Here is a 26,347-nt window from a genome sequence, read left to right as displayed (position 1 = left end):
AGATAAGCTGCGGCGGGCGGCACATCGCCGGTCGTGGCCAGGTGCCGCGTCAGCGGTCCTGCGGCGGTGTTGCTTCGGGCGACGATCCGAAGCGGCACCTGCCGCGTAATGCGTTGGGGCGGACAGGCCCAGGGGCAGGGGGCGGCTTTGATCGATCGCGCATGTGAGCCACCGAGAACGGCGATTTTGCCGCATGGTGGCGTTTCCGGCATGATGCAGGTTGTTCGCTGCGGTCAATGCCTTATGTCACAGCCACATGAGACGGACGCAGAATCGGGAGCCGAAGGGACAGCATGACGGTCATCGCAGAACAGGGGCAGGAAAAAGAGCGGGCTCACGAGATGCGCCAGATAAAGCTGCCGGGCGACCATCCGCCGGTGAAGGCGGGTCGGATCGGCGTATTGCTGGTCAACCTTGGCACGCCGGACGGCACGGATTTCTGGTCGATGCGCCGGTACCTGCGCGAGTTCCTGACCGACAAGCGGGTCATCGAATGGCCGAAGGCGCTGTGGTATCCGATCCTCTACGGCATCGTCCTCAACACCCGGCCGAAGAAGTCCGGCAAGGCATATGAGCAGATCTGGAACACCGAGCGCGACGAATCTCCGCTTCGGACGATCACCCGCAGCCAGTCGGACAAACTGGCCACCGATCTGGCCGGTGAAGATGAGCGCATCATCGTCGACTGGGCGATGCGCTATGGCAACCCGTCGATCCCTTCCCGGCTTGACCATCTGCGGGCGCAAGGGTGCGAGCGGCTGCTGGTGTTTCCGCTCTATCCGCAATATTCCGCCTCGACAACGGCGACCGTCAATGACGTGGTGTTCAAGGAACTGACCAAGCTGCGCTGGCAACCGGCGCTGCGCACGGTTCCGCCCTACCATGACGATCCGGTCTATATCGACGCGCTGGCCAACTCGATCGAGACCGAGCTTGCCGGGCTCGATTTCGAGCCGGAAACGGTGCTGGCCTCGTTCCACGGCATTCCGCAGTCCTATTTCCGCAAGGGCGATCCGTATCATTGCCATTGCCAGAAGACGACGCGGCTCTTGCGCGAGCGGCTCGGCTGGTCCTCGGACAAGCTGCGGATCACCTTTCAGTCCCGGTTCGGTCCGGAGGAATGGTTGCAGCCCTACACGGACAAGACGGTGGAGAGCCTCGCCAGGGAGGGGATGAAGCGAATTGCCGTCCTCAATCCGGGCTTCGTGGCCGATTGCCTGGAGACGCTGGAGGAAATCGCCGGGGAAGCGGGGGAGATCTTTCACGAAAACGGCGGCGAGAAATTCGCCCATATCCCCTGTCTGAATGACAGTGAGGAGGGAATGCGGGTGCTGCGAACCATTGTCGAGCGCGAACTGTCCGGCTGGGTCTGACATTGGGGGAAGGATGCGGCCTCGGCAGCATCCTCCACGCTTGCGGAACGCGGCGAAGCGGTTACAACTCCAGCAAGGATGGCGCCGGGACGGTCGGAACCATGAGGGTTCCTGTTCCCGAGCCGAGCCCGTCATGAACGGGCCGGCGCGCTGCAAGGCATGCGAGAAAAGGATTGGCGCTCATGCTTGAGGGCATTGTCGGGTTTGACCTTTTTGTCATCGGTCTGTTCGTGTTGGCGGTTCTTGTCGTCCTTGCGGGCGTCAAGACGGTGCCCCAGGGCTACAACCACACGGTCGAGCGGTTCGGACGCTACCGCAAGACCCTGACGCCGGGGCTGAATTTCATCGTGCCCTTCGTCGATCGCATCGGTCACAAGATCAACATGATGGAACAGGTCCTCGACGTGCCCTCCCAGGAGGTGATCACCAAGGACAACGCCACCGTGACCGCCGATGGCGTCACCTTCTATCAGGTGCTTGATGCGGCCCGCGCTGCCTATGAAGTGTCCGGTCTGGAAAACGCCATTCTCAACCTGACCATGACCAACATCCGGTCGGTGATGGGGTCGATGGATCTCGATGAGCTTCTGTCCAACCGGGACGAGATTAACGCCCGGCTGCTGAAGGTGGTCGATGCGGCCGCCTCGCCCTGGGGCTTGAAGATGACCCGGATCGAGATCAAGGACATCAACCCGCCGCGCGACCTGGTCGACGCCATGGGCCGGCAGATGAAGGCGGAACGTGAAAAGCGGGCTGCAATCCTTGAAGCGGAAGGCAAGCGTCAGTCGGAGATCCTGCAGGCGGAAGGCGAGAAGCAGTCGCTGATCCTGGAGGCGGAGGGGCGCAAGGAAGCGGCCTTTCGCGACGCGGAGGCGCGCGAACGCGCGGCGGAAGCCGAAGCCAAGGCGACGCAGATGGTCAGCGAGGCGATTGCCGCCGGCGACATGCAGGCGATCAACTATTTCGTGGCCAACAAATATGTCGAGGCTTTGGGCGCTTTCGCCAAATCGCCGAACCAGAAGCTGATGATCCTGCCGACCGAGACCACTTCCGTTCTCGGATCGCTGGCCGGCATCGCGGAGATTGCGAAGGATGCGTTTTCCGAGGATGGCCGCGGCCGGTCGCGCGGCGGTTCGGTCCCGGCGACTGGCGGGCGCGAGGGAGGCAACAACGCGTGAGCATCGTCGAACGGATCGTCTTCGAGCTCGGCCCCTGGTCCTGGTGGATCCTCGGATTGATCCTGCTCGCGCTGGAGGTGCTGGCGCCGGGAACCTTCTTTCTCTGGTTCGGGCTGGCGGCGCTGATTGTCGGCACGCTTGCGCTGTTCATCGATATGGCCTGGCAGGTGTCGCTGGTGCTGTTCGTGGTGGTGTCGCTGGTGTGCCTGTTCGCGGGGCGGGCGTTGATGCGCCGTTCGGAGGACGACACGGACGAGCCTCACCTTAACCGGCGCGGCGAACGGTTGGTCGGGCGCGAATTCGTGCTGCGCGAGCCGATCGTGGACGGAAATGGGCGGATCCAAGTGGACGATGGGTTCTGGCGCGTCGCCGGACCGGATTGTCCCGAGGGAACCCGGGTGCAGGTCGACAGGGTCGAGGGCGCGCAACTGATCGTTCGCCCGGTTGACGGCAGATAGCTCCGGACGGCGGCAGCAATATCAGGCCGGAGCGGCGCGGGGGCTGATCGGCCAACTTCCCGCGCGGCGGTCCCGGTGGGGTCGCCCTGCTCAGGTGATGCGCTTGCGGATGGCTGTCAGGGATTGTGGCCGAGCGGCATCGGCGGATCTTCGGCCATCAGCAGGATGCCGATCCGCCGGTTGGCGGCCAGGAACGGATCGTTCGGAAACAGCGGTTCGGTGTCCGCCTTGCCGACCACGCCGAAGAAACGATCGCTCGGGATACCGTATTCGGCGAGGATCTGCCGCGCCGCATTGGCCCGGTCGGCGGAAAGCTCCCAGGCCGTGTAGCCGGGATTGACACTGTTCCGGCCAGAGGTGGTGTGTCCGGTGATCTGGATGCGGTTGGGCATCCGGGCAACCACCGGCGCCATCTTGGCCAGCAGCCGCCGGGTGATTTCGTAAGGATATTTGGAGCCCTCGGGGAACATCGACCGGCCATCCTGGTCGACCAGGGTGATGTTCAGCCCCTCCTCGGTTTCCTCAAGCAGGATGTTGGAGGAGATTTCGGTGATGTCGGGCAATTCCTGCCAGGCCTGGCGCAGGGAGGCGGCGGCGGTCGCGAACTGACGCGGATGCTCGATGTCGGCCTCCTTGACGTCATGGGTGTTCGCCTCCGGCCCTTGCTTGCGCCGGTTCTCATGGCGGTCCTTGGCGAAATCGGAATCGAGCTCTTCCGGGACCTGGGTGATGTCCTTCATGTAGTCGCGGATCGGGATACCCTCGACCTCGATGATGCCGGTGCGCTTGGAGACTTCCTTGACGCCAAAGGCGTCGCGCATGGAACCGGCGACGACCTGCAGCTTCTGCTTGTCCTGGATCGAAAAGGAAATGATCAGCACGAAGAAACAGACGAGCAGGGACATCAGGTCGGCGAAGGTGACCAGCCATTCCGGTGCGCCGCCGCCGGCGGGTTTCTTTCGTGCCATGGGTCAGGTCTCCGCGCCGGCGTTCGAGTTCAGGCGGCTTCCGCGAATTCGGCGCGGGCCTTCTCCGGGACATAGGCGATCAGCATGTCGCGGATCAGCGCCGGGCTCTTGTTCTCACGAATTTGCAGTACCCCGTCGATCACCAGCGTCTGGTTGACTTCCTCGGTGTCGAACTTGGAATCGAGCTTGTCGACGATCGGCAGGCAGATGATGTTGGAGACGAGCGCACCATAGAGCGTGGTCAGGAGGGCAATGGCCATGGACGGGCCGATGGTGGACGGGTCGTCCATGGTCGCCAGCATTTGCACCAGGCCGACCAGAGTGCCGATCATGCCAAAGGCGGGGGCGGAATCGCCCAGGGCCTTGAACACCTTCCTGCCTTCCTGAAGGCGCTCCAGATAAAGGTCCCGTTCCCGCTCCATCGCGTCCTTGATGAAGGCCGCCTCATAGCCATCGGCAATATACTGAATGCCCTTGGCAAGGCTGGCGTCGGAGACTTCGACATTTTCCAGGCCGAGCGGACCGGACTTGCGCACGGTGTCGGCGAGGCTGGTGATGTCTTCGATCAGGTCGCGGGGGTTGACCTTCTTGTGGGTGAAGGCGGCCTTGCTGCCGACAATGAACGCACTGCCGATGCCGGCAAGGGGGAACCGCACCAGCGTCGCGGCGAAGCCGCCGCCGAGGACGATCAGGATTGAGGGCAGATCAATGAACTGGGTGATATTTCCGCCGAGCAGGATGGCGATGGTAACCACTGCAAAGGCGGCGACAATGCCGATGATTGAACTGAGATCCATTTCCCACCACGCTCCGGAGCTGGTCAGCCCGAATGACTTCCGGGAAGGATCATAGGCCGCACATGGCTAACCCTTCCCTAAGCCGCCGTTCACAATGAACGTGGTTCTGGAATACTTTTCCTAGGGTAAATGCGCGGTTAAATACCGGTCTGGCAGATCGCCGGCCTCAGGCGACGCCATGGCGCAACAGGTCGTGCAGATGCAGGATGCCGATCGGCATCCCGTCCTCGACCACGAAGACCGAGGTGATCGACTGGCTGTTGAGGAATTCCATCGCCGAGGCCAGCAGCATGTCCGGCGCAACGGATTTCGGTGAATGGGTCATCACATCGCCGACGGTCTTGTCGAGGAAATCCGGGGTGAGGTGACGGCGCAGGTCACCGTCGGTGATGATGCCGATCAGCCGACCGTCCGCATCAATGACGCCGAGCACGCCAAACCCCTTCTGGGTAATCAGGACGATGGCCTCGCCCATGGAGGTTTCCGGGGTGGTCAGCGGCAAGGCATCGTGCCCGTGCATGATATCGCGGGCATGCTGCAGGCTGGCGCCAAGGCGGCCACCTGGATGGTAGACCCGGAAATCCTGGGCGGTGAAACCGCGGCCCTCCAGCAGGGCAATGGCCAGGGCGTCGCCGGTCGCCATCTGCAGGATCGTGGAAGAGGTGGGCGCCAGCCCATGCGGGCAGGCCTCCTCCACCTTGGGCAGTTGCAGCAGGATGTCGGCGGCGCTGCCAAGGGCGCTGTCGGCGCGCGAGGTGATGGCAACAAGCGGAACCGAGAACCGCCGTGTGTAGCCGATGATACTCGCCAGCTCCTGGGTCTCGCCGGACCACGACAGGGCCAGCACCACATCCGCATCGGTGATCATGCCGAGATCGCCATGGGCGGCTTCGGTGGCGTGGACGAAGGAGGCCGGGGTTCCGGTCGAGGCGAGGGTCGCGGCGATCTTCGCGCCAACATGGCCGCTCTTGCCAACGCCGGTGACGATCACCCGCCCCTTGGCGCCGGCAATGGTCCGCACCGCGGTGGCGAAGGGCGTTCCCAATCCGTTTCCAAGCGCCTCATGCAGGGCTTCCAGGCCGTCGATCTCGGTCCGGATGGTCCGCAGGGCAGATGCGAGCGGGCGGGCGTCATCGTGCGCAGTCGGGCGGTCGATCTTCGCTGTTGCCGTCATGATCTCGTCCTTGGGTCCTTGATAAGGACTGCTTAACCGCGCGGCAACAACGCGGCAAGGGAGAACTTGTAGCGCAGGACGGAGGCCATGCCCCGGGTCATGCTCCGGACCGGCAACGATCCGTTAACCTTAACAGCCTATTATCATTTGCAAATTGGGTCGGTGTCGCCGGCCGATGCACATGGTTCGGTGATGTTCCGCTACGGCACTCTCGTCATTTCCACATTCGCCTGCCTTGCCATGCTCATGCCTGTGCATGCGCAGGAGGCCGATCTGCGGGGTGGATTTGGCGTGGTCCTGCCGGCTCCCGGGGCGGAGCCGGAGGCGGGCGTGGATGCGGTCGATGGCGCTGGCGAGACGGCCGATCTTGCTGCGGCCGGCTTGCGCGGTGTGAACGCGGGCGAAGAGGTCGAGGCACTGGCCACCGTGGACCGGCAGCGTCCGGTCCAACCCTTCGCCGAGCGGGTGCGGGCGGCGCAGCGACGTACACCGGCGGGGAATCGGGCCGTCCTTGATGATACGGTCTATGCTGGCGATACCTTGCGCGATCAGCCGCGCGGCATTCGCCTGGGCTCGTTCCTGCTCTACCCGGAGCTGGCGGTCGGGATCGGCTGGACCGACAACCGGGCCAATGACGCGAACGGCACGCCCGGCCCTTCCTACATCATCGCGCCGACCTTGCGGCTGGAATCCAACTGGTCGCGGCACAGTCTCGGGGTCAACTTTCGCGGCAGCTACATCGGCTATGGCGATGATGCGGTGGATGACGACCCGAACGTCACCACGGATGCGCTTCTGCAGCTCGACCTCAGCGAGCGCACCCAGCTCGACCTCGATGCCCGCTACGGGCTGTCGCTGGAAGATCGGGGGAGCGCGGAATCGAGCGGTACCGGTCAGGACGTGCATGAGTTCGGTGCCGGTGTCGCCCTCAGGCGGTCGCTCGGCCTGATCGGCGCCGCGTTCAGCGGGCGGGTGGATTCCACCCACTACACCGGCCGGGACGGGAGTGCCTCGGAAGGCAACCGGGACAATGCGCTGTTTACCGCCGGCTTGCGCGTTGACGGGCAGACCGGCGCAAGCTTCCAGCCCTTTGTCGAGGGGAGCGGCTTCAAGCGCCGGTATTTCGAACAATGCACCAATCCGACCCAGTGCGCCGATCGCAACGCCGTCGGTTTTGGCTTGCGCGCGGGCCTCACCTTCAATGGCGGGTCGAAGCTGAGCGGTGATCTCAGCGCCGGCTGGCGGGCGGAGCATCTCGACGATCCGCGGCTGAAGGTGCTGCAGGGGCTGACCGTCGATGGGTCATTGATCTGGTCGCCGACGCGGTTGACCACGGTGACGGCCTTGCTGGGGACAAATTTCGCGCCTTCAACCATCAGCGGTACGCCGGGGTCGGTCATTTATTCGACGGATCTGCGGATTGCCCACGGGTTTTCCGATGCACTCAGCGGAGAGGTTGGCGTGGGGTACTCGCTGCGGGACTACACGGGAATCTGGCTGAAGGAAAAGGAGGCGCGGGCGACGACCGCGCTCACCTGGGCCTTCTCTTCTCGGGTGGCGCTCCAGGGGCGGTATACCTTTCGCCGGTTCATCTCGACAACGCCGGGATCCGGCTACAGTTCAAATACCATCGAAGCCGGATTGCGTTTTCGCCATTGAACGCCATCTGCTAGACGCGGATCGCCTGCTGGCATTCGCTCGGAGCCGTCGAACGGTTCCGGTTTCGTCCTGAATTCGGGGAGTGGGAATGGGTTTCTCGTCTTTTTCCGTCACGCCCATGCGGCGTTCGTTTGCTTCGATCCGCGCGCCGATGCGGCGGCGGGCCGGGGCGTGGGCCGCGGTTGCTGGCCTGTGTCTGGGGCTTTTGTCGCAGGGCGGCGCTCCGGCGATGGCCGATACGGCGTTCAACCGCTGGGTGGAGGACTTCTGGCCACAGGCCCGGGCCGCCGGCATCGGCCGGACAACCTATCGGCGGGCCTTCGACGGGGTGACGCCGGATCCGGACACGATCCGGCTGATGAACAAGCAGTCGGAATTCGTCAAACCGATCTGGGACTACCTCGACAGCGCGGTGTCGGAGACGCGGGTCGAAAAGGGACGCGAGGTGCTGCGCACCTATTCGCGTGAGCTCGACGAGATTGAGCGCCGGTACGGTGTCGACCGCGAGGCGGTGGTGGCGATCTGGGGCATGGAAACCAATTATGGCTCGTTCATGGGTGAGCATTACGTGGTGCGCGCCCTGGCAACGCTCGCCTATGCCGCGCCGCGCCGTCAGCAGTTCTGGAGCACGGAACTGATTACCGCGCTGAAGATCCTGGACGATGGCCATGTGGATCCCTCGCGCATGGAAGGATCCTGGGCCGGAGCGATGGGTCATACCCAGTTCATGCCGTCGAGCTGGAAGCAATACGCGGTGGACTATGATCGGGACGGGCGCAACGATATCTGGTCGAACATCCCCGATGCCCTTGCCTCGACGGCCAATTACCTGAAGCGGCACGGTTGGCGCAGCGGCAACACCTGGGGCTACGAGGTGGTGCTGCCGCGCGGCTTCGACTATGGAAAGGTCGATGCGGAGAAGACGCTGGCGGCCTGGAGCCAGGCCGGCGTGCAGCGTCCGGGCGGGCGCGCTTTCCCGCGTCCCTCCGACGATGCGGTTCTGGTGTTGCCGGCAGGCGCCGGCGGACCCGCCTTCCTGATGCTGCGCAACTTCTATGTGATCAAGCGCTACAACAACGCCACCGCCTATGCGCTGGCCGTGGGCCATCTGTCGGACCGGATTCGCGGCGGTAATCCGTTCATCCAGAGCTGGCCGCGCGATGCCCTGCCGCTGTCGCGGCCGCAGACCAAGGAGCTGCAGGCGCAGCTCAATCGGCGCGGGTTCAATGTGGGCAAGGCCGATGGCCGGGTTGGTCCGGCCACGCGGAAGGGAATCCGTGCCTTCCAGCGCTCGGCCGGGCTCGTTCCTGATGGCTATCCTTCCGTCCGTCTGCTGGAGCGGGTGCGCGCTGGCAGCTGAAGGCTTGGACGGAGGCCGGTGGCGACTGTATGATCGGTGCATGTCGAAACCTCTTGCGCCCTCCCGCTCGCGGATCAGGAACGCCCCGGTCTGCCGGGTCGTGTCCATGATGCGTCTGGTGACCTTGATGCTGCTGGTGGCGCTGCTGGCCGGCGGCGGCGTTGTGGGCAGCAGCGGCGATGTGCTGGCCCAGAGCAAGGGGCCGGTGGTCGGCGGCAAGACGGTTCGGGGCTTTCACCCGCTCAAGCCGCTGTTTCGCCTGTTCGGGTTGGAGCGGGAACGCCCGCGCCGCCCGGCGCTTCGCGAACAGCCGCCGCAGCAGCGGCTTCAACCCCAGCGGACGGAACCGGTCCGGCCGGTGATCGTCGAGGTGCCGAAGGAGCAGGATGCCCGAACGGTGCTGGTGATGGGCGATGCCCTGGCCGGGGAACTGGCCGAAGGGCTGGTCGCGACCTACGCGGAAACCCCGTCGGTGCGTGTCGACAAGCTGGTGATCAAGCAGGCGGGCCTTGCCGGGGACGGGGACGACGAGCTTGCCGACCGGTTGCGGGCAATTGTTCAGGGCCGGGAGATCGCGGTGGTGGTCGTGCTGATCGGGTCGCTCGATCGCCGGGACATCGAGACCGCGAACGGCATCGCCGCCTTTCGTACCGCCGCTTGGGATGCGCTTTACGCGCGGCGTGTGGACAAGCTGTTGCGCGCAGCGCGTGACCGGCGCACGCCGATGGTCTGGATCGGCCTTCCGCCCCCCAAGGGGCAGGCGAAGCGGGCGGATTTCGGCCATATCAACGATGTGGCCAAGGCCAGCGTCGACGCCGCCAATAGCATCTACACGGATATCTGGGACGTGTTTCTGGACGAAAACGGCGGCTTTACCTCCTTCGGTCCGGATGTGGCCGGCAAGCGCCGGCGGCTCCGCTCTGCCGATGGGGTCGGCTTTACCTGGCCCGGCAAGCAGAAGGTGGCGTTCTTCGCCGAAAAGGAAATCGCCCGGATCCTCGGCTCGTCCGGGGCATTTGCCTTCGACGGGGTCGAGGATGATCCGAATTTCATCGTTCTCACCGGCCGCACGACCGCGCCGGAAACCGACCTTGCCGGCGGGGAGGAGGGCAATGCGCCGGTCGTCGACACGCCGCAATATCAGCTGATCGTGCAAGGGGTGCCGCTGTCAGGGCCAGCAGGGCGGGTCGATGATTTCCGGATGGTGCCATAGGTTCCACGCTGCGGCAGGCCATGCTGGCAGTGCCACTCGGCGGGGCTGTGAAAATTGACGTTAGGGCTTTCCCTAGGGAGAGTATTTGAGCTTTTTTCATTTTTTCCTTTCCATAGTCTCGGTGTGTCAAATCCGAGGTTGATTTCATGCAGACAATGCGCCGCGCGCCCTGGTCCCTGACGATCCTGGGACGTTTCCTGCTGATGGTCGGCACCGCCGCTCTCATCATGCTGTCGGGAACCGGCTATGCCCTCTATGTGTTCCGCCGCTCGCTGAACGAGGCGCTGAGCGATCCGGCGCAGGCGGCACATTTCCTCGGGCCCGAGGCGAGCGCCAAGCTGGACACGCTCATTCTCGGGCAGATGGTGGAGATCGCCCTGGTCTGCATGCCGGTTGGCCTTGGCTTTCTGGCCATGGCCTTCGTGCTGGCTCTCGGGGTCAAGCGACCGCTCGGCGCCTTGCAGGACGGGTTGAAGTCCCTGTCCGAGGGAAATTTCAACGTGGAGATTGCCGGTGCGAAGCGCGGCGACGAGATCGGCGAGATCGCGCGCTCGGTGCTTGATGTCCGGGTGGCGCTGGCGGCAAAGGCCGAACAGGATGCGCATCAGGCGGTGGAGCAGCAGGACCGGATGGCCCGGGAGCGGGCGGAGACCTTGCGCCGGGTGGCGGATGACTTCGAACGATCCGTGGTCGGTGTGGTCGGACGTCTGGGCGAAGCGGCTGGACGGATCGGCGGGTATTCCCAGGATCTGGACGGCGTTGTTGGCGAGGCGGTTCAGGCGGTCGGCGATGCCTCTGACTTTTCCCAGCAGGCAAGCAGTTCGGTGGCGACCGCCGCCGAGGCAGCTGACGAAATGTCGCAATCCATCCTGTCGATCGGGCGGGAAATGGAAGATGCGGCGCAGATGGCCCGCACGGCCGTCGAGGAAAGCCGGACGACCGATGCCATCGTCGGCCGGCTGGCGGACAGCGGTCGGGCGATTGGCGAGGTGGTCGAGCTGATCGCCCAGATTGCCGACCAGACCAACCTTCTGGCGCTCAATGCCACTATTGAGGCGGCCCGGGCGGGCGAGATGGGGCGGGGCTTTGCGGTCGTCGCCAATGAGGTCAAGGAGCTTGCCAGCCAGACCTCGAAGGCCACCGGGGACATCACCCGGCAGGTGGAGGCGGTGCAGCAGGTTTCCGAGCAGGCGGTCGGGGCAATCCGCTCGATCGCCGGGACGGTGGAGCGAATCAGCGCGATCTCCGAGACCATTCTTTCCGCGGTGCAGAAGCAGATGGCCGCCACCGGCGAGATTTCGCAAAGCGTCGATTTCGCCACCCAGAACACCAACAGCGTTGCGGTCAGCATGGATGCTCTCGGTACGGCCAGCGCGGGCACCCGCTCGGCGACCGATCAGATCCGCAGTGCAACCAATGAGTTGGCGGATCTGTCATCAGCGCTGCACGATCAGGTCGGTGGTTTTCTCTCAAGCATTCGCGACAGCTGCGAGGAGCAGGCAGCGGCCTGATCTCCCGCTTCCCGCGTCATTTGCGTTGTTGCCAGGGGAAAAGGCGCGCAGGAACGAAAACGGGCGCCGGCGATTGTCGCCGGCGCCCGTTTTGTTTGTCTGGTCCTGACCGTCTGCAGCGCTGCGGCGCCGCAGGTCAGCGCGGCAGGTTGGACGATCCCGTCAGGCTGATGTCGATGGCGCGCGCAGCCTGGCGGCCTTCACGGATTGCCCAGACCACCAGAGACTGTCCCCGGCGCACGTCGCCGGCGGCGAACACGCCGTCGATGCTGGTCTGGTAGTCCTCGGTGTTGGCGCGCACATTGGTGCGGGCGTCGCGGGCGAGGCTGTCGCCAAGCTCCTGCAGGTAGGTGCCTTCCAGCGGGCCGGCAAAGCCGATGGCGATCAGCACCAGTTCGGCGCGCAGGACGAATTCCGTTCCCGGAATCGGCACCCGCTTTTCATCGACCCGGGCGCATTTGACGCCGGTCACATGGCCGTCCTCGCCAATGATGCCGAGGGTGGCGGCGGCAAATTCGCGCTCCGCGCCTTCCGCCTGGCTGGAGGAGGTGCGCATCTTGGTCGGCCAATAGGGCCAGACGTTGAGCTTGTCCTCGCGCTCCGGCGGGCGCGGCCGGATGTCGAGCTGGGTCACCGACAGGGCGCCCTGGCGGAACGAGGTGCCGACGCAGTCCGAGGCGGTATCGCCGCCGCCGATCACCACCACATGTTTTCCGCCGGCCCAGTAGGGGGCCTCGGCGGAGACATCCTCGCCGCCGACCCGGCGGTTCTGCTGGATCAGGAACGGCATGGCGTACATGCAGCCGGCCAGATCCATGCCCGGCAGCTCGGGATCGCGCGGCCGCTCGGCGCCGCAGGTCAGCAGCACCGCGTCGTGGCGTTCCTTGAGCTCGTCGACGGTAATCGAGACGCCCACATCCGCTCCGTAGTGGAACGAAACGCCTTCGGCCTCCATCTGCGCCACACGGCGGTCGATGTAGTGCTTTTCCATCTTGAAATCGGGAATGCCGTAGCGCAGCAGGCCGCCGGCCTTGGGCTCGCGCTCATAGACATGCACCGTGTGCCCGGCACGGGCGAGCTGCTGGGCGGCGGCCAATCCGGCCGGGCCCGCGCCGACGATGGCGACGGTCTTGCCGGTCTTTGTCAGCGCCGGTTCCGGCTTGATCCAGCCCTCGGCGAAGGCCTTGTCGGCAATCGCCTGTTCCACCGTCTTGATGGCGACCGGCACATCCTCAAGGTTCAGCGTGCAGGCTTCCTCGCACGGGGCGGGGCAGATGCGGCCGGTGAACTCGGGGAAGTTGTTGGTCGAATGCAGGTTGCGGGCGGCCTCTTCCCAGTCGCCGTTGTAGACCAGATCGTTCCAGTCGGGGATCTGGTTGTTGACCGGGCAGCCGACCGGCCCATGGCAGTACGGAATGCCGCAATCCATGCAGCGGGCCGCCTGGCGCTCGACTTCCTTGTCCTCCAGCGGGAGCGTGAACTCCTTGAAGTGGCGAATCCGGTCGGAGGCCGGCTGGTACTTCTGTTCCTGCCGGTCGATTTCCAGGAATCCGGTGACTTTTCCCATTACTCTCGTCCCCCTTACTCGGCCGCCACCAGACCGAGGCGCTTTTCTTCCATTTCCTTCAGCGCCCGGCGGTATTCCACCGGCATCACCTTGACGAATTTCGGCCGGAACGTATCCCAGTTGTCGAGGATCTCGCGGGCCCAGGCCGAATCCGTGTGCGCGGCATGGTTGGTGATGAGCTGGCGCAGGCGTTCGTCATCGTGGCGCGTCATGTCGGCGGTCAGGTCGACGCGGCCCTTGTGCTCGATGTCGCCGCCGTGATGGTGGAGCTTCTCCAGAAGATCGTCCTCTTCCGGAACCGGTTCGATGTCGACCATGGCCAGATTGCAGCGGCTGCGGAACGAGCCGTCCTCATCGAGCACATAGGCGACACCGCCCGACATGCCGGCGGCGAAGTTGCGGCCGGTCCAGCCAAGCACGACGACAACGCCGCCGGTCATGTATTCGCAGCCATGGTCGCCAACGCCCTCGACCACCGCGATGGCGCCGGAGTTGCGCACCGCGAAGCGTTCGCCGGCGATGCCGCGAATGTAGCATTCGCCCTCGGTGGCGCCGTAGAGCACGGTGTTGCCGGCGATGATCGAATGATCGGGGTCGGCGGCACAGGCCGGGTCGGGCCGGATGATCAGCTGGCCGCCGGCCAGACCCTTGCCGACATAGTCGTTGGCATCGCCCTGAAGCGTCACGGTGATGCCGCGGGTCAGGAAGGCACCGAAGGCCTGCCCGGCGGTGCCGGTCAGGTTGATCGCGATGGTGCCCGGCTTCAGTCCCTTGTGACCGTAGCGCTTGGCGACCTCGCCGGAGAGCATGGCGCCGGCCGAACGGTCGACGTTCATGATCGTCTCCTTGATGATCACCTTCTCCTTGCGCTCCAGCGCGGGCGCGGCGGCGGCGATCAGGCGACGGTCGAGGATGTCGTCGATCGGGTGCTGTTGACGCTCGGTCCAGCGACGGGCCTCCGGCGCGGCCTCGGGCATGTGGAAGATGCGGGAGAAGTCGAGCCCGCGCGCCTTCCAGTGGTCGATCATCTGGCCACGGTCAAGCAGGTCGGTGCGGCCGACCAGATCCCCGAACCGGGCGATGCCCATGGCGGCCATCATCTCGCGCACTTCCTCGGCGACGAAGAAGAAGTAGTTGACCACATGCTCCGGCGCGCCCTTGAAGCGCTTGCGCAGCACCGGATCCTGGGTGGCGATGCCGACCGGACAGGTGTTGAGGTGGCACTTGCGCATCATGATGCAGCCAGCGGCAATCAGCGGCGCGGTGGAGAAGCCGAACTCATCGGCGCCGAGCAGGGCGCCGACGATGACATCGCGTCCGGTCTTCAGGCCACCGTCGACCTGCAGGGCGACGCGCGAACGCAGGCCGTTCAGCACCAGGGTCTGCTGGGTCTCGGCAAGGCCCATTTCCCACGGGCTGCCGGCATGCTTGATCGAGGTCAGCGGCGAGGCGCCGGTGCCGCCATCATAGCCGGAGACGGTGATGTGATCGGCACGGGCCTTGGCGACGCCGGCGGCAACCGTGCCGACACCGACCTCGGACACCAGCTTGACCGAGATGTCGGCCACCGGGTTGACGTTCTTCAGATCGTAGATGAGCTGCGCCAGATCCTCGATCGAATAGATGTCGTGATGCGGCGGCGGCGAGATCAGGCCGACCCCTTGCGTCGAATGGCGCACCTTGGCGATGACCGCGTCGACCTTGTGGCCGGGCAGCTGGCCGCCCTCGCCGGGCTTGGCCCCTTGCGCGACCTTGATCTGGATCATGTCGGCATTGACCAGATATTCGGTGGTCACGCCGAAGCGACCCGAGGCGACCTGCTTGATGGCCGAGCGCATCGGGTTGCCGGAACCGTCGGGAAGCGGCCGGTAGCGTTCCGGCTCCTCGCCGCCCTCGCCGGTGTTCGACTTGCCGCCGATCTGGTTCATGGCGATGGCGAGGGTGGAATGGGCCTCGCGCGAAATCGAGCCGAAGGACATGGCTCCGGTGGAGAAGCGCTTGACGATCTCCACCGCGCTCTCGACCTCCTCCAGCGAGATCGGCGTCAGGCCGGCCTCCTCGGCGGACTTGATGCGGAACTGGCCGCGAATGGTGAAGCGGCCGTTGACCTCATTGGTCTCACGGGCGAACTCACGGTACTTGTCCGGCAGGTTGCCGCGCACCGCGTGCTGCAGCGAGGCGACATTGTCCGGGGTCCACAGGTGGCTTTCGCCGCGAACCCGGTAGTTGTACTCGCCGCCAACCTCCAGCGACCGGCGCAGCACCGGCACATCGGCGAAGGCGGTGCCATGACGGCTGGTCGTCTCGCTGGCGACCTCGGCGAGGCCAATGCCCTCGATGGTCGTCGCCGTGCCGAAGAAATACTCGTTGACGAAGTCGCTCGACAGGCCGACCGCATCGAAGATCTGCGCGCCGCAGTAGGACTGGTAGGTCGAGATGCCCATCTTGGACATGACCTTGAGAATGCCCTTGTCGATCGACTTGATGTAGCGATGCACCACCTCATCCGCGTCGACCTCCTCGGGGAAGTCCAGATCGGCATGCAGCGCCAGCAGGGTCTCGAAGGCGAGGTAGGGGTTGATTGCCTCCGCGCCATAGCCGGCCAGCACGCAGAAATGATGCACCTCGCGCGCCTCGCCGGTCTCCACCACCAGGCCGACCGAGGTCCGAAGGCCCTTGCGGATCAGGTGACGGTGGACGGCGGCAGTGGCCAGCAGGGCCGGGATCGGGATCCGGCCGCGGCTGACCAGCCGGTCGGACAGGATGATGATGTTGTAGCCGTTGGTGACCGCCCGTTCCGCGCTGGCGCACAGGTTGTCGAGCGCCTCGCGCATCCCGCCCGCGCCATGCACCGCGTCATAGGTGATGTCCAGCGTCTTGGCCGAGAACTGGTTGTCGGCGATGTCGCCGATGGCGCGGATCTTCTCCAGATCGTCATTGGTCAGGATCGGCTGGCGCACCTCCAACCGGCGGGAGGTGGACAGGCCCTTGAGATCAAAGAGGTTCGGCCGCGGCCCGATGAAGGACACCAGGCTCATCACCAGCTCCTCGCGGATCGGGTCGATCGGCGGGTTGGTGACCTGGGCGAAGTTCTGCTTGAAGTAGGTGTAGAGCAGCTTCGGCTTGTCGGAGAGCGCGGAGATCGGCGTATCGGTGCCCATCGAGCCGATCGCTTCCTGGCCGATGGTCGCCATCGGCTGCATCAGCAGCTTGATGTCTTCCTGGGTGTAGCCGAAGGCCTGCTGGCGGTCGAGCAAGGTTTCGGCGGCCACCGGCGCGCGCCCGCGCACCTGCGGCATCTCTTCCAGAACGATCTGCGAACGGTGCAGCCAGTCCTTGTAGGGATTGGCGGTGGACAGCATCCGCTTGATCTCCTCGTCGGAGATGATGCAGCCCTTCTCCAGGTCGATCAGCAGCATCTTGCCCGGCTGCAGCCGCCATTTGCGGACGATCTTTTCCTCCGGCACCGGCAGGACGCCGACCTCGGAGGCCATGATCACCATGTCGTCGTCGGTGACGATGTAGCGGGCCGGGCGCAGGCCGTTGCGGTCGAGCGTCGCGCCGATCTGCCGGCCATCGGTGAAGGCCACCGCCGCCGGTCCGTCCCACGGCTCCATCAGGGCCGCGTGGTATTCGTAGAAGGCGCGCAGGTTCTCGTCCATCAGCGGATTGCCGGCCCAGGCTTCGGGGATCAGCATCATCGCCGCATGGGCGAGCGAATAGCCGCCCTCGACCAGGAATTCGAGCGCGTTGTCGAAACAGGCGGTGTCCGACTGGCCTTCGTAGGAGATCGGCCAGAGCTTGGAAATGTCTTCGCCGAACAGCGGCGAGGAGACCGACGCCTGGCGGGCGGCCATCCAGTTGACATTGCCGCGCAGGGTGTTGATCTCGCCGTTATGGGCGACCATCCGGTAGGGATGAGCGAGATCCCAGGACGGGAAGGTGTTGGTGGAGAACCGCTGGTGCACCAGCGCCAGCGCCGAGGCGAAACGCTCGTCCTTCAGGTCGGCATAATAGGCGCCGAGCTGGTTGGCGAGGAACATGCCTTTGTAGACCAGCGTTCGGCTCGACATGGAGACGATGTAAAAGCCGTTGTCGACCGCGTTGGTTTCCGCGCGCACGGTGTTGGAAATCACCTTGCGCAGCACGAACAGGCGCCGCTCGAACTCGTCCTGGGTCTGGCAGCCGCGACAGCCGATGAACACCTGACGGGAGTAGGGTTCCGTCGCGACGATATCGGGCGCCTTGGACAGGGAGGAATTGTCGACCGGCACATCGCGCCAGCCGAGACACTCCTGGCCCTCGTCCGCGATCACCCGCTCGATGATCTCCTGGCAGGTGGCGCGCAAGGCCGGGTCCTGCGGCAGGAACAGGAAGCCGACGCCGTAGCGTCCGGCCTCGGGAAGATCGAACCCGAGCCCCTTGGCTTCCTCGGCGAAGAAGGCATGCGGGATCTGCACCAGCATGCCGGCGCCGTCACCCATCAACGGATCGGCGCCGACGGCGCCCCGGTGGGTGAGGTTCTCCAGGATCTGCAGACCGTCGGCGACGATCTGATGCGATGCCTTGCCCTTCAGATGGGCAATGAAGCCAACACCGCAGGCGTCATGCTCGCGACCCGGCTGGTACAGCCCTTCCGTGGCGGCGCGTGCCCGGCCGGCCGCCGTGGCTGTTGTCGTCGTCGGTTTCGAGGTGTGGGCAGTGGCCGCGTTCTGTGGGGCCACGAGGCCGTGGGCCCCGGTCATCGCATCGGTCTTGGTCATATCTGCCCTCTTTCTCACCCCTGGCGTCCGGCGGGTCCTCTCCCGTTCGGGTCGGGCCTTTTCTCGAAAGGCGCGGCTCGTCCGGCGAACGGGCCGCGGCCCTGACGCTGACATATATGGTGCGGTCCTGCTCAGCCGGTCCGCCTGCTCGCGGCGGGATGCGTCCCGCCGAAGGCTCGTCCTGTTGCTCTCGTCCTGAGAGCGGCCGATCCTGATATCCGCCGCGCCGCCGTTGCTCCCGTCGGCGGTTCCTTGCCGCGATCCTGGATCGGCCAGGAGCGGCTGAAGCTTGTCGCTTCAAAGCGCCGGAGGTTGGTTTTTTGCGCCCGGGTGAGCGCAGAATACTCCGGTGCGGCGTCGATATGGAACCATCGTGAAATGATTCCCGGTCAAATGGGACAGCATTCCTGTCCTAATTTGGCGGGCGAACAATGCCAGATTTCCAGGCGGGGGGCAAGAGCGTTTCCGCATCCCGGTGCACTATTTCTTGCGCGCAAGGGCGGTGGATTGTCACATTCGGCCGCTTCCAAGGGCTCTTTTGCAACTTTCTGTCGGGGGCTTGCCAAGGGCGGAAACGCTGGCGTAGACGGTGGTATGGAGTTCTCAAGCGATAACTGGGCGGGAGCCTCGCAGCCGGTGATGGATGCGCTTTCCCGCCACAACGACGGGATGGCGCCCGCCTATGGTGCGGATCCGGCGACCGAAACGGTAACGGCACGCTTTCGCGAGGTCTTCGAGACCGATGTGGAGGTGCTGTTCACGGCAACGGGCACGGCCGCCAATGCGCTGGCAATGGCCGCCTGCAGCCGGCCCGGCGGGCTGGTGTTCTGCAGCGAGGTCGCCCATCTGCATTGTGATGAGTGGGGTGCGGCGGAGTTCTACAGCCACGGTATGAAGCTCATGCCGGTCGCAACGCAGCAGGGCAAGATCACGGCGGAAGACCTCAGCGCGAAGCTGGCGGAGTGTCCGGAAGGCAGCCGGCTCGGGCGAACGGTCGCGCTCAGTCTGACCCAGGCCAGTGAATGCGGCACGGTGTACCGGCCCGAGGAGATCGCCGCGCTGACCGCGGTGGCCCGGGAGCGGGACATGCTGTGCCATATGGACGGGGCGCGTTTTGCCAATGCGCTGGTGCATCTTGGGGTGACGCCGGCGGAGATGACCTGGAAGGCGGGCATCGACGTTTTGTCCTTCGGCGGGACCAAGAACGGGTGCTGGTGCGCCGAGGCGCTGGTCGTGTTCCGGCCGGAAAAGCTCCGCGATCTGGCGGAGCATCGGGCGCGTGCCGGCCACGTCTTTTCCAAGTCGCGCTTCGTGGCCGCGCAGTTCGATGGCTATCTGGCCGAAGATCACTGGCTCGATCTTGCCCGCCATGCCAATCAGGCGGCGGCGCGTCTTGCCAAGGGGATCGCGACCAGTGGTTCCGCCCGTCTGGCCTGGGAGCCGGAGGCGAATGAGGTGTTCGCCATCCTCTCCAAGGGTCAGATCGCGCGCCTGCAGGCGGCGGGTGCCCGGTTCTATGAATGGTCGAAGGACGGCTGCGGGCCGGACGAGGCCATGGTGCGGCTGGTGACGAGCTTCCGCACCGGCGATGCGGAGGTTGACGCTTTTCTCGCGCATCTGTGAGCCTGCGGACCGGTCGCGCGCGGTGCGGCCCGGCGGAGTGAAATGGTTCTAAACGTTGCGGGGATGGTGGTCTCGACCGTGCATCCGGGGGCGACGGAGGGGCCGTTCGCTGTTGACGGCTATGGCGAAAAAGCAAAACCGGCCGGGAGAGCCCGGCCGGTTTCATCATATCTGGATGAGAGATGGCGCTGTGGCGCCTGGGATCAGTTGACCGAGCTCTCGATCTGCCGGGCATTCTCCGCGCCGGTGCGGATGTCGATCTTGCGCGGTTTCATCGCTTCGGGGATCTCGCGGGCAAGGTCGATGTGCAGCAGGCCGTTTTCCATGCTGGCACCGCGAACCTCGACGAAGTCGGCCAACTGGAAGCGGCGCTCGAAGGCGCGTGCGGCGATGCCGCGATACAGCACCTCGCCGGTTTCGGTATCGGCGGCGCGCTCACCCTTGACGGTCAGCACATGTTCCTTCGCCTCGATTGACAGGTCGGCCTCGCCGAAGCCGGCGACCGCCATGGTGATGCGGTAGGTGTTTTCCCCGGTCCGCTCGATGTTGTACGGCGGATAGCTCGGGGCGTCCTGGGCATTGGCATCCAGCATCGAGAACAGCCGGTCGAAGCCGACGGTGGAACGGTAGAGCGGGGTGAAATCAAGATGACGCATGACGTTGTCCTCTTTCAGTGAGCGACGGTTGATGCTCTCGCTCCCGCGTGTCCTCCGGTCTGGCAGAACCTGCGGGGAACGTCTCCACGGACCCGGTAGCGGCGTCCGTGACCAAGAGATGGGGAGCGGCGAAAACGGAATCAAGAGGGGAGGATGAGCGCTGTTTTTCGGGCGTTGCCGGGTGGGCCGCGAACATGAACGCCGGCTGAACGGCGCCTTCCGATCCGGTTCACGGCGCTGCTGGCAATCTGGCTTCAGTCGATCGGGCGATAGCGCCCCAACACGGGAGACCGGATCATGATGAAAGCACTTCTTGCCGCCGCGACCTTCAGCCTTCTCGTCGCCGCCCCCTCCGCCCAGGCGCTGGATATTCGCGCCAAGGCGCCGACACCCGCCGTTGCCGAAGCCACGGTGCAACTGGCCGGCTGGCGCGGACCGGGCCGGCATCGCGGCGGTTATCGTCTGGAACGGCTCGGCCCGCGTCAGATCGCCCGTCGTCTCGGCCGCAAGGGCTATTATGGCATTCGCGGGATTCGGCCGCGCGGTGACGTCTATCTGGTGCGCGCCCGGGGCTGGCGCGGAAAGCCCGTGCGGTTGGTGGTCGATGCCTATTCCGGGCGGGTGCTGGACCGCAGCCGGGCACGTCGCCGCTGGTGACGGCAAGGCTGCCAAGGATCAGACCGGGCGCAACGCGCCCGGTCCCGGCGGACAATGCCGGAGCTCTCGTCCCGCAAGCCGCGCACTTGAGCGCTGCCGGTGGGTCCTGTATGAGGGGAGCCAGGCCGGTTTCGCACGGCATTTGCAACGGACCGGTGCCGCTTTTCCATGAAGCTCGTCGACCTTCCGGACAATCCAATCCCCGAAGGGGCCGTGTGTGGCGCTTGCGAGACAAGCGACGGTCTGCTCCTGCGCCATGCGCGCTGGATGCCCACGGGCAGTCCGCTGAAGGGCACGGTGACCCTGTTGCAGGGACGGGCCGAGTTCATCGAAAAGTATTTCGAGACGGTCCGGGATCTCCGGGCACGCGGTTATGCCGTGGTGACATTCGACTGGCGGGGCCAGGGCGGTTCGGCGCGGGTCTTGCGCAATCCCCGGCGCGGCCATGTGGATGATTTTTCCGACTTTCTGCTCGATCTCGACGCGGTGCTGACCAAGGTCACGCTCGCGTCGATGCCCGGGCCGCATTATGCGTTGGCCCATTCCACCGGCGGGGCGGTGCTTCTTTACGGCGCGCGACGGCTGCGCACCCGGTTCGAGCGGGCGGTTCTGAGCGCACCGCTGATCGGGCTCGGCAAGGTCGGCCTGAGGCAGGGGCTGGTCTGTCCGCTGGCGGCCTTCCTGTCGGCGGTCGGTTTCGGTGCGGCCTATGTTCCGGGCGGCGGGCCGAAACTGAACATGCGGTTCGAGACCAATCCGCTGACCTCCGACCGGCGGCGGTTCGAGCGCAACGAGGCCGTTCTCGCGGCGGCGCCGGAGTTGGAAATCGGAGCGCCGACCATCGACTGGCTGGCGGCGGCCTGCCGCGCCATGAAGCGGTTCTTCGAGCCCGGCTTCGCGCCGGACATGGCCCTGCCGGTGCTGATCGTCACCGCCGGGCAGGATCGTATCGTGTCGACCCCTGCCGCCGAGCGTTTCGCCCGGCAGGCGCGTTCGGTGCAGTATCTTGAGATCCCGGGAGCCCGGCACGAGCTGTTGATGGAAGCCGATCTCTACCGGGATCAGTTTCTCGCGGCCTTCTCGGCCTTCGTCGACGACAAGGTGTGAGCCCCGCCGGTCAGGCGGCGACCCGCGCCAGAAGCCCCAGAACCTCGTCGTGCAGCCGCTTGTCGCCGCTGGCGACGATCTGCCCGCCGTCTGCCGGCGAGCCGCCGGTCCAGGTGGTGACCGCGCCGCCAGCGCCTTCGACGATCGGGGCAAGCGCCACGATGTCATAGGCTTGCAGGCCGGTTTCGATCACCAGATCGACCTGCCCGGCGGCCACCATGCCATAGCCATAGCAATCGGTGCCGAAGCGGGTGGTGCGCACCCGGGCCTCGATGGCGTTGACGACGCTGGCTTCGCTGTCGCTGAACAGGCCCGGATGGGTGGTGCACATGATGGCGTCGTCCAGCCGGGCGCAGGGGCGGCACTTCAGTGGATGGCGCTCGCCATGGGAGACGCGCCAGGCGGTGTTGCCATCACCGTAGAAGCGTTCGCGCACGAACGGCTGGTCGATGACGCCAAACATCGGCCGTCCGCCTTGCTTCAGACCGATCAGGGTGCCCCAGGTCGGCAGGCCGCAGATGAAGGCGCGGGTGCCGTCGATCGGGTCGAGCACCCAGACATGATCGGCATCGAGACGGACATTGCCATGCTCTTCACCGAGAATGCCATGATCGGGATACCGCTCCTCGATCAGGGCGCGAATCGCGCTTTCGCCGGCCCGGTCGGCGACGGTCACCGGATCGAAGCCCTGCGACAGCTTGTTTTCGACAGCAAGCTCCGCACGGAAATGGGGGAGAATGGCCCGGGCGGACGCCTCGCAAAGGCGATCTGCGAAGCTGGCCAGCTCTTCGGTGCTCGACATTGGACAATCTACTCCCGGTTCGGGGGCGCCGGCACCGTGAGGGCGCCGGTGGAAACGGTTCAGACCTGCTGTTTAGGGGGTTGGCGGGCGCCTGTCACGTTGGTGCCGTACCTTTCCAGCGTGCAATACCGATTTGCTGCGCCGCAATGCGGTGCGAAAAGAAGTCCGGAATTGCTGTCATAAGTGGCATCTAGTTGAGAATATTGATTAAATTTAGGGCGATTACGGGAAATTCTCCTCGTCTCCGCTATTGGGTCTTGACTTTTGTGCGCTGCACGAGAAATATATTGCAGTGCGATATGGCGATGCCAGATCGCGCCGCCCTTCTTGGGCGTTTCCTCCCTAGACTCGGGCCGCCTCGCAAGAGCGCGGCCCTTTTTTCTGGGTGCTGCCGGCCGCCTCGCAAGAGCGCGGCCCTTTTTTCTGGGTGCTGCCAGTGATTTTGGGCGGCGCGGATATGATGAAAAGGGCTGTCAGACTATTCGGCCGCGAGTGCCTCGGCGGCGAGGGATCCGTCGGAGATGGCGACCAGCTCGCTGGCGAACTTCCTGAGATTGCAGGCGAGTTCGGCAAAGCCCGCGTTGCGCTCGGTTCTGCTCTCATCCATGTAGAGCGCCCGGTTGATCTCGATCTGCAGGGCATGCAGCCCCTTGGCGGGCCGGCCGTAATGCTCGGTGATGAAGCCCCCGGCATAGGGCTTGTTGCGGCTGACGCTGTAGCCCATGTCGCGCAGGATCCGCGTTGCGGCCTCGATCAGCAAGGGCGCGCAGCTGGTGCCATACCGGTCGCCGAGGATGAAGTCGGGACGTGCGCCGCCGTCGGAGCTGCGGACCGCCGAGGGCATGGAGTGGCAATCGACCAGAATGGCGTAGCCGAAATCCACGTGGGTCTGAGCCAGGATCCGCCGCAAGGCGCGATGGTAGGGCTTGTAGAGCGTCTCGATACGCAGGAGCGCTTCCTGCACGCTGAGGCGTTCACGGTAGATTTCCTGCGCCTCGCCCACCACCCGGGCAATGGTGCCGAGACCGCCGGCGACACGGATCGAGCGGCAGTTGGCGTAGGACGGCAGCCGGTCCTCGTACATCTTGGGATCGAGTTCGTAGGGCTCCCGATTGACGTCTAGATAGGCGCGGGGAAAGCGGGCGCGCAACAGCGGTGCGCCGAGCGCAAGAACCGGCTCGAACAATTCATCGACAAACGCATCCTCCGACCGGCGAATGGCGCGGGTGTCGAGGCGCGAGGCGCGCAGAAAGGCATCCGGGTAGTCGCGGCCCGAATGGGGGGAGTTGAAGACAAAGGGAACACTCTGCTGCGCGGGCCGGAGGACGTCGAAGGCGTTCGTATCGCTGAATCCGGTGACCACCTGCATGCGCATTCCTCGCTCTGTCCGAAGCCCTCGCTTCTCGTATGGTTATATTTGCGCCCGAATCGCGGTTAATGTCCACAAAGACGCCCGGTGGCCGGGGACGAATGGCGACGATCGCGGCGCCTTTCACTGGATATTTACCGGCGCGCGACCTTATAACGGGGACGCAATGTGCCAAAACGGGACGGACGGTGAGGCGGCGGCGTGCCGCAGGCCGGCGCCGCTCCGGGCGCCGACAGCGAGACGGACAAGACGAATGACGCGGATCCTACTGGCGGAAGATGACAATGACATGCGGCGCTTTCTGGCGAAGGCGCTACAGAAAGCGGGATACGATGTCGTTTCCTTCGACAATGGCAAGAGTGCTTATGAGCGGCTGCGCGAGGAGCCGTTCTCACTGCTCCTGACGGATATCGTCATGCCGGAAATGGACGGAATCGAACTGGCCCGCCGGGCGACACAGCTCGATCCGGACCTGAAGGTGATGTTCATCACCGGATTCGCCGCTGTCGCGCTCAATCCGGATTCGCAGGCGCCGAAGGATGCCAAGGTCCTGTCCAAGCCCTTTCACCTGAAGGATCTGGTGCATGAGGTGGAGCGGATGCTCGCCGCCTGAGATCCGCGCGCCGGATCACCCTTGATCCGGCAATCTGTTTTCCACTGTTTGCGAGAGGTGTGAAGAAGTTTTGCAAGGGGGCTTGCACGGTCAATCGAAGCCCGCTATATCGCTTGCCACTGCGGCGCTTCTGGCGGCGCGGTAACCGGACTTCACGGCGCTGATCGCGCCGCTACCAGTGAAATTCGGGCGTGTAGCTCAGCGGGAGAGCACTACGTTGACATCGTAGGGGTCACAGGTTCAATCCCTGTCACGCCCACCATCTTTCGCCGGATCTGCCTCTCGGGGCAGGGCGGCAGACCGCAGGACCAACCCCGTCATCCAAGGATGGCGACGCAGCGCAAGCGCGAGGATGTTGGGCCAGCGGATCGGGAGCAACCATACGCTTTTGTCAGGCGTGGCCGGCGGCTTCGGATAATCGGATCGGATCGACGTTTCTGTGTGGCGCCTTTCAAAAGGTTCCAGGCAGGTTGGTCTGGGCGCCTCTGGCGCCCGTTTGTTTTTTCCAGGATGCCGCCGTCGTCGTGGCTCCGGTTTCGGAGACGAAAGACATGAAGATCAAGAATTCGCTCAAGGCGCTGATGGGCCGTCATCGTGACAACCGCATGGTTCGTCGCAAGGGCCGTGTCTACATCATCAACAAGAAGGCTCCGCGGTTCAAAGCCCGTCAGGGCTGAACCTCTCGGATCTTCTTCCGCACCATTGCTATTGACGACCGTGTACGGCAAGCCATATTGCCAGTATGCGGTCGTTACTTGCGTTTCTCATTCCCTTCGCTCTTGTTCTGACCGGGGTCATTGCCCCGGTCGGCAGCAAGGCTATGGCCGTCGAGGCATGGCCAGCGCAGGCGCAAGCGGATACGCCCGGCGTTCTGCCGCCCGAATCCCTGCCCGATGATGTGGTGCCGCCCTCGGTGGACGACCTCGACGCGCCGACCACCGATGCAGAGCCGCCCGACGAGCCTGGGCCGGCGATCCCCGAGCCTCTCGATACAGCCGATGAACTGACGACGCTGTTCGCGCGCCTGGTCGATGCGGGCACGGCCGAGAAGGCCACGCCGGTGATCGCCCGCATTCAGGTCCTGTGGCTGCACTCGGGCAGCGCCACCGTCGATCTTTTGATGGCCCGCGCCGGGGCCGCCATGAAGGCCCAGGACTATGCCCTTGCCCTCGATCTGATGGACATGGTGGTGCGGTTGGCGCCGGAGTTCGCCGAAGGCTGGAACCGCCGGGCGACCGTGCATTACCTGCGTGAGGACTTCGGCCGCTCACTGGTGGACATCGAGCGCGTTCTGGCGCTTGAACCGCGTCACTGGGGGGCGATGTCGGGGCTTGGCATCATTCTGCGCCGTCTCGGGCGGGAACGGGCTGCGCTGGCCGCCTTCGAAGAGGTCTTGCGCATTCATCCCGCGAGCGAAAATGCCCGCAAGGCGGTCAAGGAGCTGGCGGCAAGAACGGCCGGTACCGAGACCTAAGGATCGGCCGTCCGCCCGCTGCCGC

Annotated in this window: 21 protein-coding genes and 1 tRNA gene; 14 read left to right on the top strand and 8 right to left on the bottom strand. The window is 65.0% G+C overall.

Going from position 1 to position 26,347, the window contains the following annotated elements:
- Window positions 1-341 precede the first annotated feature (341 nt).
- The 3 genes from hemH (at window position 342) to LC062_RS08055 (ending at window position 3,009) form a co-directional block, all read left to right on the top strand.
- A complete protein-coding gene (gene hemH / locus LC062_RS08065; protein ID WP_224910594.1) occupies window positions 342-1,373 on the top strand; it encodes a ferrochelatase in 1,032 nt (343 codons plus the stop codon).
- 182 nt (window positions 1,374-1,555) lie between these two features.
- Window positions 1,556-2,551, top strand: coding sequence for an SPFH domain-containing protein (locus LC062_RS08060; RefSeq protein ID WP_224910517.1), 996 nt, complete (start codon window positions 1,556-1,558; stop codon window positions 2,549-2,551).
- Window positions 2,548-3,009 carry an NfeD family protein gene (locus LC062_RS08055; protein ID WP_318246099.1) on the top strand — a complete coding sequence of 154 codons (462 nt, stop codon included), beginning with the start codon at window positions 2,548-2,550 and terminating at the stop codon, window positions 3,007-3,009. Before LC062_RS08060 ends, LC062_RS08055 begins: the two co-directional genes overlap by 4 nt.
- Before the next feature lie 116 nt (window positions 3,010-3,125).
- On the opposite strand, the gene LC062_RS08050 is transcribed toward LC062_RS08055, so the two are convergent.
- The 3 genes from LC062_RS08050 to LC062_RS08040 form a co-directional block, all read right to left on the bottom strand.
- A complete protein-coding gene (locus LC062_RS08050; protein ID WP_224910516.1) occupies window positions 3,126-3,977 on the bottom strand; it encodes a flagellar motor protein MotB in 852 nt (283 codons plus the stop codon).
- A gap of 29 nt (window positions 3,978-4,006) precedes the next feature.
- Window positions 4,007-4,774, bottom strand: coding sequence for a motility protein A (locus LC062_RS08045; RefSeq protein WP_224910515.1), 768 nt, complete (start codon window positions 4,772-4,774; stop codon window positions 4,007-4,009).
- 166 nt (window positions 4,775-4,940) lie between these two features.
- The gene (locus LC062_RS08040; protein WP_224910514.1) at window positions 4,941-5,948 is read right to left on the bottom strand and encodes a KpsF/GutQ family sugar-phosphate isomerase; all 1,008 of its coding nucleotides are present in this window, start codon (window positions 5,946-5,948) and stop codon (window positions 4,941-4,943) included.
- A gap of 162 nt (window positions 5,949-6,110) precedes the next feature.
- On the opposite strand from LC062_RS08040, the gene LC062_RS08035 reads away from it, so the two are divergent.
- The 4 genes from LC062_RS08035 (at window position 6,111) to LC062_RS08020 (ending at window position 11,691) form a co-directional block, all read left to right on the top strand.
- Window positions 6,111-7,607, top strand: coding sequence for an outer membrane beta-barrel protein (locus LC062_RS08035; protein ID WP_224910513.1), 1,497 nt, complete (start codon window positions 6,111-6,113; stop codon window positions 7,605-7,607).
- An 88-nt stretch (window positions 7,608-7,695) separates the two neighbouring features.
- Window positions 7,696-8,967 (top strand): lytic murein transglycosylase, encoded by a 1,272-nt coding sequence (locus LC062_RS08030; RefSeq protein ID WP_224910512.1) that lies wholly within the window; start codon window positions 7,696-7,698, stop codon window positions 8,965-8,967.
- Window positions 8,968-9,007: 40 nt separating this feature from the next.
- On the top strand, window positions 9,008-10,180 hold the full coding sequence (locus tag LC062_RS08025) for an SGNH/GDSL hydrolase family protein (protein ID WP_224910511.1): 1,173 nt from the start codon (window positions 9,008-9,010) through the stop codon (window positions 10,178-10,180).
- A gap of 146 nt (window positions 10,181-10,326) precedes the next feature.
- Window positions 10,327-11,691 (top strand): methyl-accepting chemotaxis protein, encoded by a 1,365-nt coding sequence (locus tag LC062_RS08020; protein ID WP_224910510.1) that lies wholly within the window; start codon window positions 10,327-10,329, stop codon window positions 11,689-11,691.
- 136 nt (window positions 11,692-11,827) lie between these two features.
- On the opposite strand, the gene LC062_RS08015 is transcribed toward LC062_RS08020, so the two are convergent.
- Both LC062_RS08015 and gltB read right to left on the bottom strand, forming a co-directional pair.
- On the bottom strand, window positions 11,828-13,258 hold the full coding sequence (locus LC062_RS08015; protein ID WP_224910509.1) for a glutamate synthase subunit beta: 1,431 nt from the start codon (window positions 13,256-13,258) through the stop codon (window positions 11,828-11,830).
- Between the two features lie 14 nt (window positions 13,259-13,272).
- The gene (gltB, locus tag LC062_RS08010) at window positions 13,273-18,021 is read right to left on the bottom strand and encodes a glutamate synthase large subunit (protein ID WP_224910508.1); all 4,749 of its coding nucleotides are present in this window, start codon (window positions 18,019-18,021) and stop codon (window positions 13,273-13,275) included.
- A gap of 594 nt (window positions 18,022-18,615) precedes the next feature.
- Here gltB and LC062_RS08005 point away from each other — a divergent pair.
- Entirely contained in the window at window positions 18,616-19,644 is a 1,029-nt protein-coding gene (locus LC062_RS08005) for a threonine aldolase family protein (RefSeq protein WP_224910507.1), read from the top strand.
- A gap of 203 nt (window positions 19,645-19,847) precedes the next feature.
- Here the strand turns inward: LC062_RS08005 and LC062_RS08000 are convergent, their stop codons facing one another.
- Window positions 19,848-20,300 (bottom strand): Hsp20 family protein, encoded by a 453-nt coding sequence (locus tag LC062_RS08000; protein WP_224910506.1) that lies wholly within the window; start codon window positions 20,298-20,300, stop codon window positions 19,848-19,850.
- Between the two features lie 297 nt (window positions 20,301-20,597).
- Here LC062_RS08000 and LC062_RS07995 point away from each other — a divergent pair, with 297 nt between their 5' ends.
- Both LC062_RS07995 and LC062_RS07990 read left to right on the top strand, forming a co-directional pair.
- On the top strand, window positions 20,598-20,957 hold the full coding sequence (locus LC062_RS07995; RefSeq protein ID WP_224910505.1) for a hypothetical protein: 360 nt from the start codon (window positions 20,598-20,600) through the stop codon (window positions 20,955-20,957).
- 168 nt (window positions 20,958-21,125) lie between these two features.
- Window positions 21,126-22,064 carry an alpha/beta fold hydrolase gene (locus tag LC062_RS07990; protein WP_224910504.1) on the top strand — a complete coding sequence of 313 codons (939 nt, stop codon included), beginning with the start codon at window positions 21,126-21,128 and terminating at the stop codon, window positions 22,062-22,064.
- A gap of 10 nt (window positions 22,065-22,074) precedes the next feature.
- On the opposite strand, the gene hisN is transcribed toward LC062_RS07990, so the two are convergent.
- Window positions 22,075-22,866: a histidinol-phosphatase gene (gene hisN, locus LC062_RS07985; RefSeq protein ID WP_224910503.1), complete on the bottom strand. Its 792-nt coding sequence runs from the start codon at window positions 22,864-22,866 to the stop codon at window positions 22,075-22,077.
- A 478-nt stretch (window positions 22,867-23,344) separates the two neighbouring features.
- Window positions 23,345-24,235 carry an N-formylglutamate amidohydrolase gene (locus tag LC062_RS07980; protein ID WP_224910592.1) on the bottom strand — a complete coding sequence of 297 codons (891 nt, stop codon included), beginning with the start codon at window positions 24,233-24,235 and terminating at the stop codon, window positions 23,345-23,347.
- A 253-nt stretch (window positions 24,236-24,488) separates the two neighbouring features.
- Between LC062_RS07980 and cpdR the strand changes: the two genes are divergently transcribed.
- From cpdR to LC062_RS07960, 4 genes are all read left to right on the top strand, one after another.
- Window positions 24,489-24,848 carry a cell cycle two-component system response regulator CpdR gene (gene cpdR, locus LC062_RS07975; protein WP_181760540.1) on the top strand — a complete coding sequence of 120 codons (360 nt, stop codon included), beginning with the start codon at window positions 24,489-24,491 and terminating at the stop codon, window positions 24,846-24,848.
- A 187-nt stretch (window positions 24,849-25,035) separates the two neighbouring features.
- Window positions 25,036-25,110 (top strand) — tRNA-Val (locus LC062_RS07970).
- 289 nt (window positions 25,111-25,399) lie between these two features.
- Complete coding sequence (ykgO, locus tag LC062_RS07965; RefSeq protein WP_029059454.1) at window positions 25,400-25,525, top strand: type B 50S ribosomal protein L36; 126 nt, start codon at window positions 25,400-25,402, stop codon at window positions 25,523-25,525.
- Between the two features lie 65 nt (window positions 25,526-25,590).
- Window positions 25,591-26,322: a tetratricopeptide repeat protein gene (locus LC062_RS07960; protein ID WP_224910502.1), complete on the top strand. Its 732-nt coding sequence runs from the start codon at window positions 25,591-25,593 to the stop codon at window positions 26,320-26,322.
- Window positions 26,323-26,347 lie beyond the last annotated feature (25 nt).

This window comes from Stappia indica (genome assembly GCF_020177335.1).
Classification (GTDB): Bacteria; Pseudomonadota; Alphaproteobacteria; order Rhizobiales; family Stappiaceae; genus Stappia; species Stappia indica_B.
The sequence above is the reverse complement of the archived record's forward strand: the minus strand, read 5'-3'. Positions and strand labels throughout refer to the sequence as shown.

What these genes read in the sequence shown, in the direction of transcription:
- ykgO (WP_029059454.1), top strand. Translation starts at nt 25,400, where the DNA reads ATGAAGATCAAGAATTCGCTCAAGGCGCTGATGGGCCGTCATCGTGAC.
- LC062_RS08030 (WP_224910512.1), top strand. Translation starts at nt 7,696, where the DNA reads ATGGGTTTCTCGTCTTTTTCCGTCACGCCCATGCGGCGTTCGTTTGCT.
- LC062_RS07980 (WP_224910592.1), bottom strand. Translation starts at nt 24,235, where the DNA reads ATGCAGGTGGTCACCGGATTCAGCGATACGAACGCCTTCGACGTCCTC.
- LC062_RS08050 (WP_224910516.1), bottom strand. Translation starts at nt 3,977, where the DNA reads ATGGCACGAAAGAAACCCGCCGGCGGCGGCGCACCGGAATGGCTGGTC.
- LC062_RS08045 (WP_224910515.1), bottom strand. Translation starts at nt 4,774, where the DNA reads ATGGATCTCAGTTCAATCATCGGCATTGTCGCCGCCTTTGCAGTGGTT.
- hisN (WP_224910503.1), bottom strand. Translation starts at nt 22,866, where the DNA reads ATGTCGAGCACCGAAGAGCTGGCCAGCTTCGCAGATCGCCTTTGCGAG.
- LC062_RS08015 (WP_224910509.1), bottom strand. Translation starts at nt 13,258, where the DNA reads ATGGGAAAAGTCACCGGATTCCTGGAAATCGACCGGCAGGAACAGAAG.
- LC062_RS08025 (WP_224910511.1), top strand. Translation starts at nt 9,008, where the DNA reads ATGTCGAAACCTCTTGCGCCCTCCCGCTCGCGGATCAGGAACGCCCCG.
- LC062_RS08060 (WP_224910517.1), top strand. Translation starts at nt 1,556, where the DNA reads ATGCTTGAGGGCATTGTCGGGTTTGACCTTTTTGTCATCGGTCTGTTC.
- LC062_RS07960 (WP_224910502.1), top strand. Translation starts at nt 25,591, where the DNA reads ATGCGGTCGTTACTTGCGTTTCTCATTCCCTTCGCTCTTGTTCTGACC.
- LC062_RS07990 (WP_224910504.1), top strand. Translation starts at nt 21,126, where the DNA reads ATGAAGCTCGTCGACCTTCCGGACAATCCAATCCCCGAAGGGGCCGTG.
- gltB (WP_224910508.1), bottom strand. Translation starts at nt 18,021, where the DNA reads ATGACCAAGACCGATGCGATGACCGGGGCCCACGGCCTCGTGGCCCCA.
- cpdR (WP_181760540.1), top strand. Translation starts at nt 24,489, where the DNA reads ATGACGCGGATCCTACTGGCGGAAGATGACAATGACATGCGGCGCTTT.
- LC062_RS07995 (WP_224910505.1), top strand. Translation starts at nt 20,598, where the DNA reads ATGATGAAAGCACTTCTTGCCGCCGCGACCTTCAGCCTTCTCGTCGCC.
- LC062_RS08005 (WP_224910507.1), top strand. Translation starts at nt 18,616, where the DNA reads ATGGAGTTCTCAAGCGATAACTGGGCGGGAGCCTCGCAGCCGGTGATG.
- hemH (WP_224910594.1), top strand. Translation starts at nt 342, where the DNA reads ATGCGCCAGATAAAGCTGCCGGGCGACCATCCGCCGGTGAAGGCGGGT.
- LC062_RS08000 (WP_224910506.1), bottom strand. Translation starts at nt 20,300, where the DNA reads ATGCGTCATCTTGATTTCACCCCGCTCTACCGTTCCACCGTCGGCTTC.
- LC062_RS08020 (WP_224910510.1), top strand. Translation starts at nt 10,327, where the DNA reads ATGCAGACAATGCGCCGCGCGCCCTGGTCCCTGACGATCCTGGGACGT.
- LC062_RS08040 (WP_224910514.1), bottom strand. Translation starts at nt 5,948, where the DNA reads ATGACGGCAACAGCGAAGATCGACCGCCCGACTGCGCACGATGACGCC.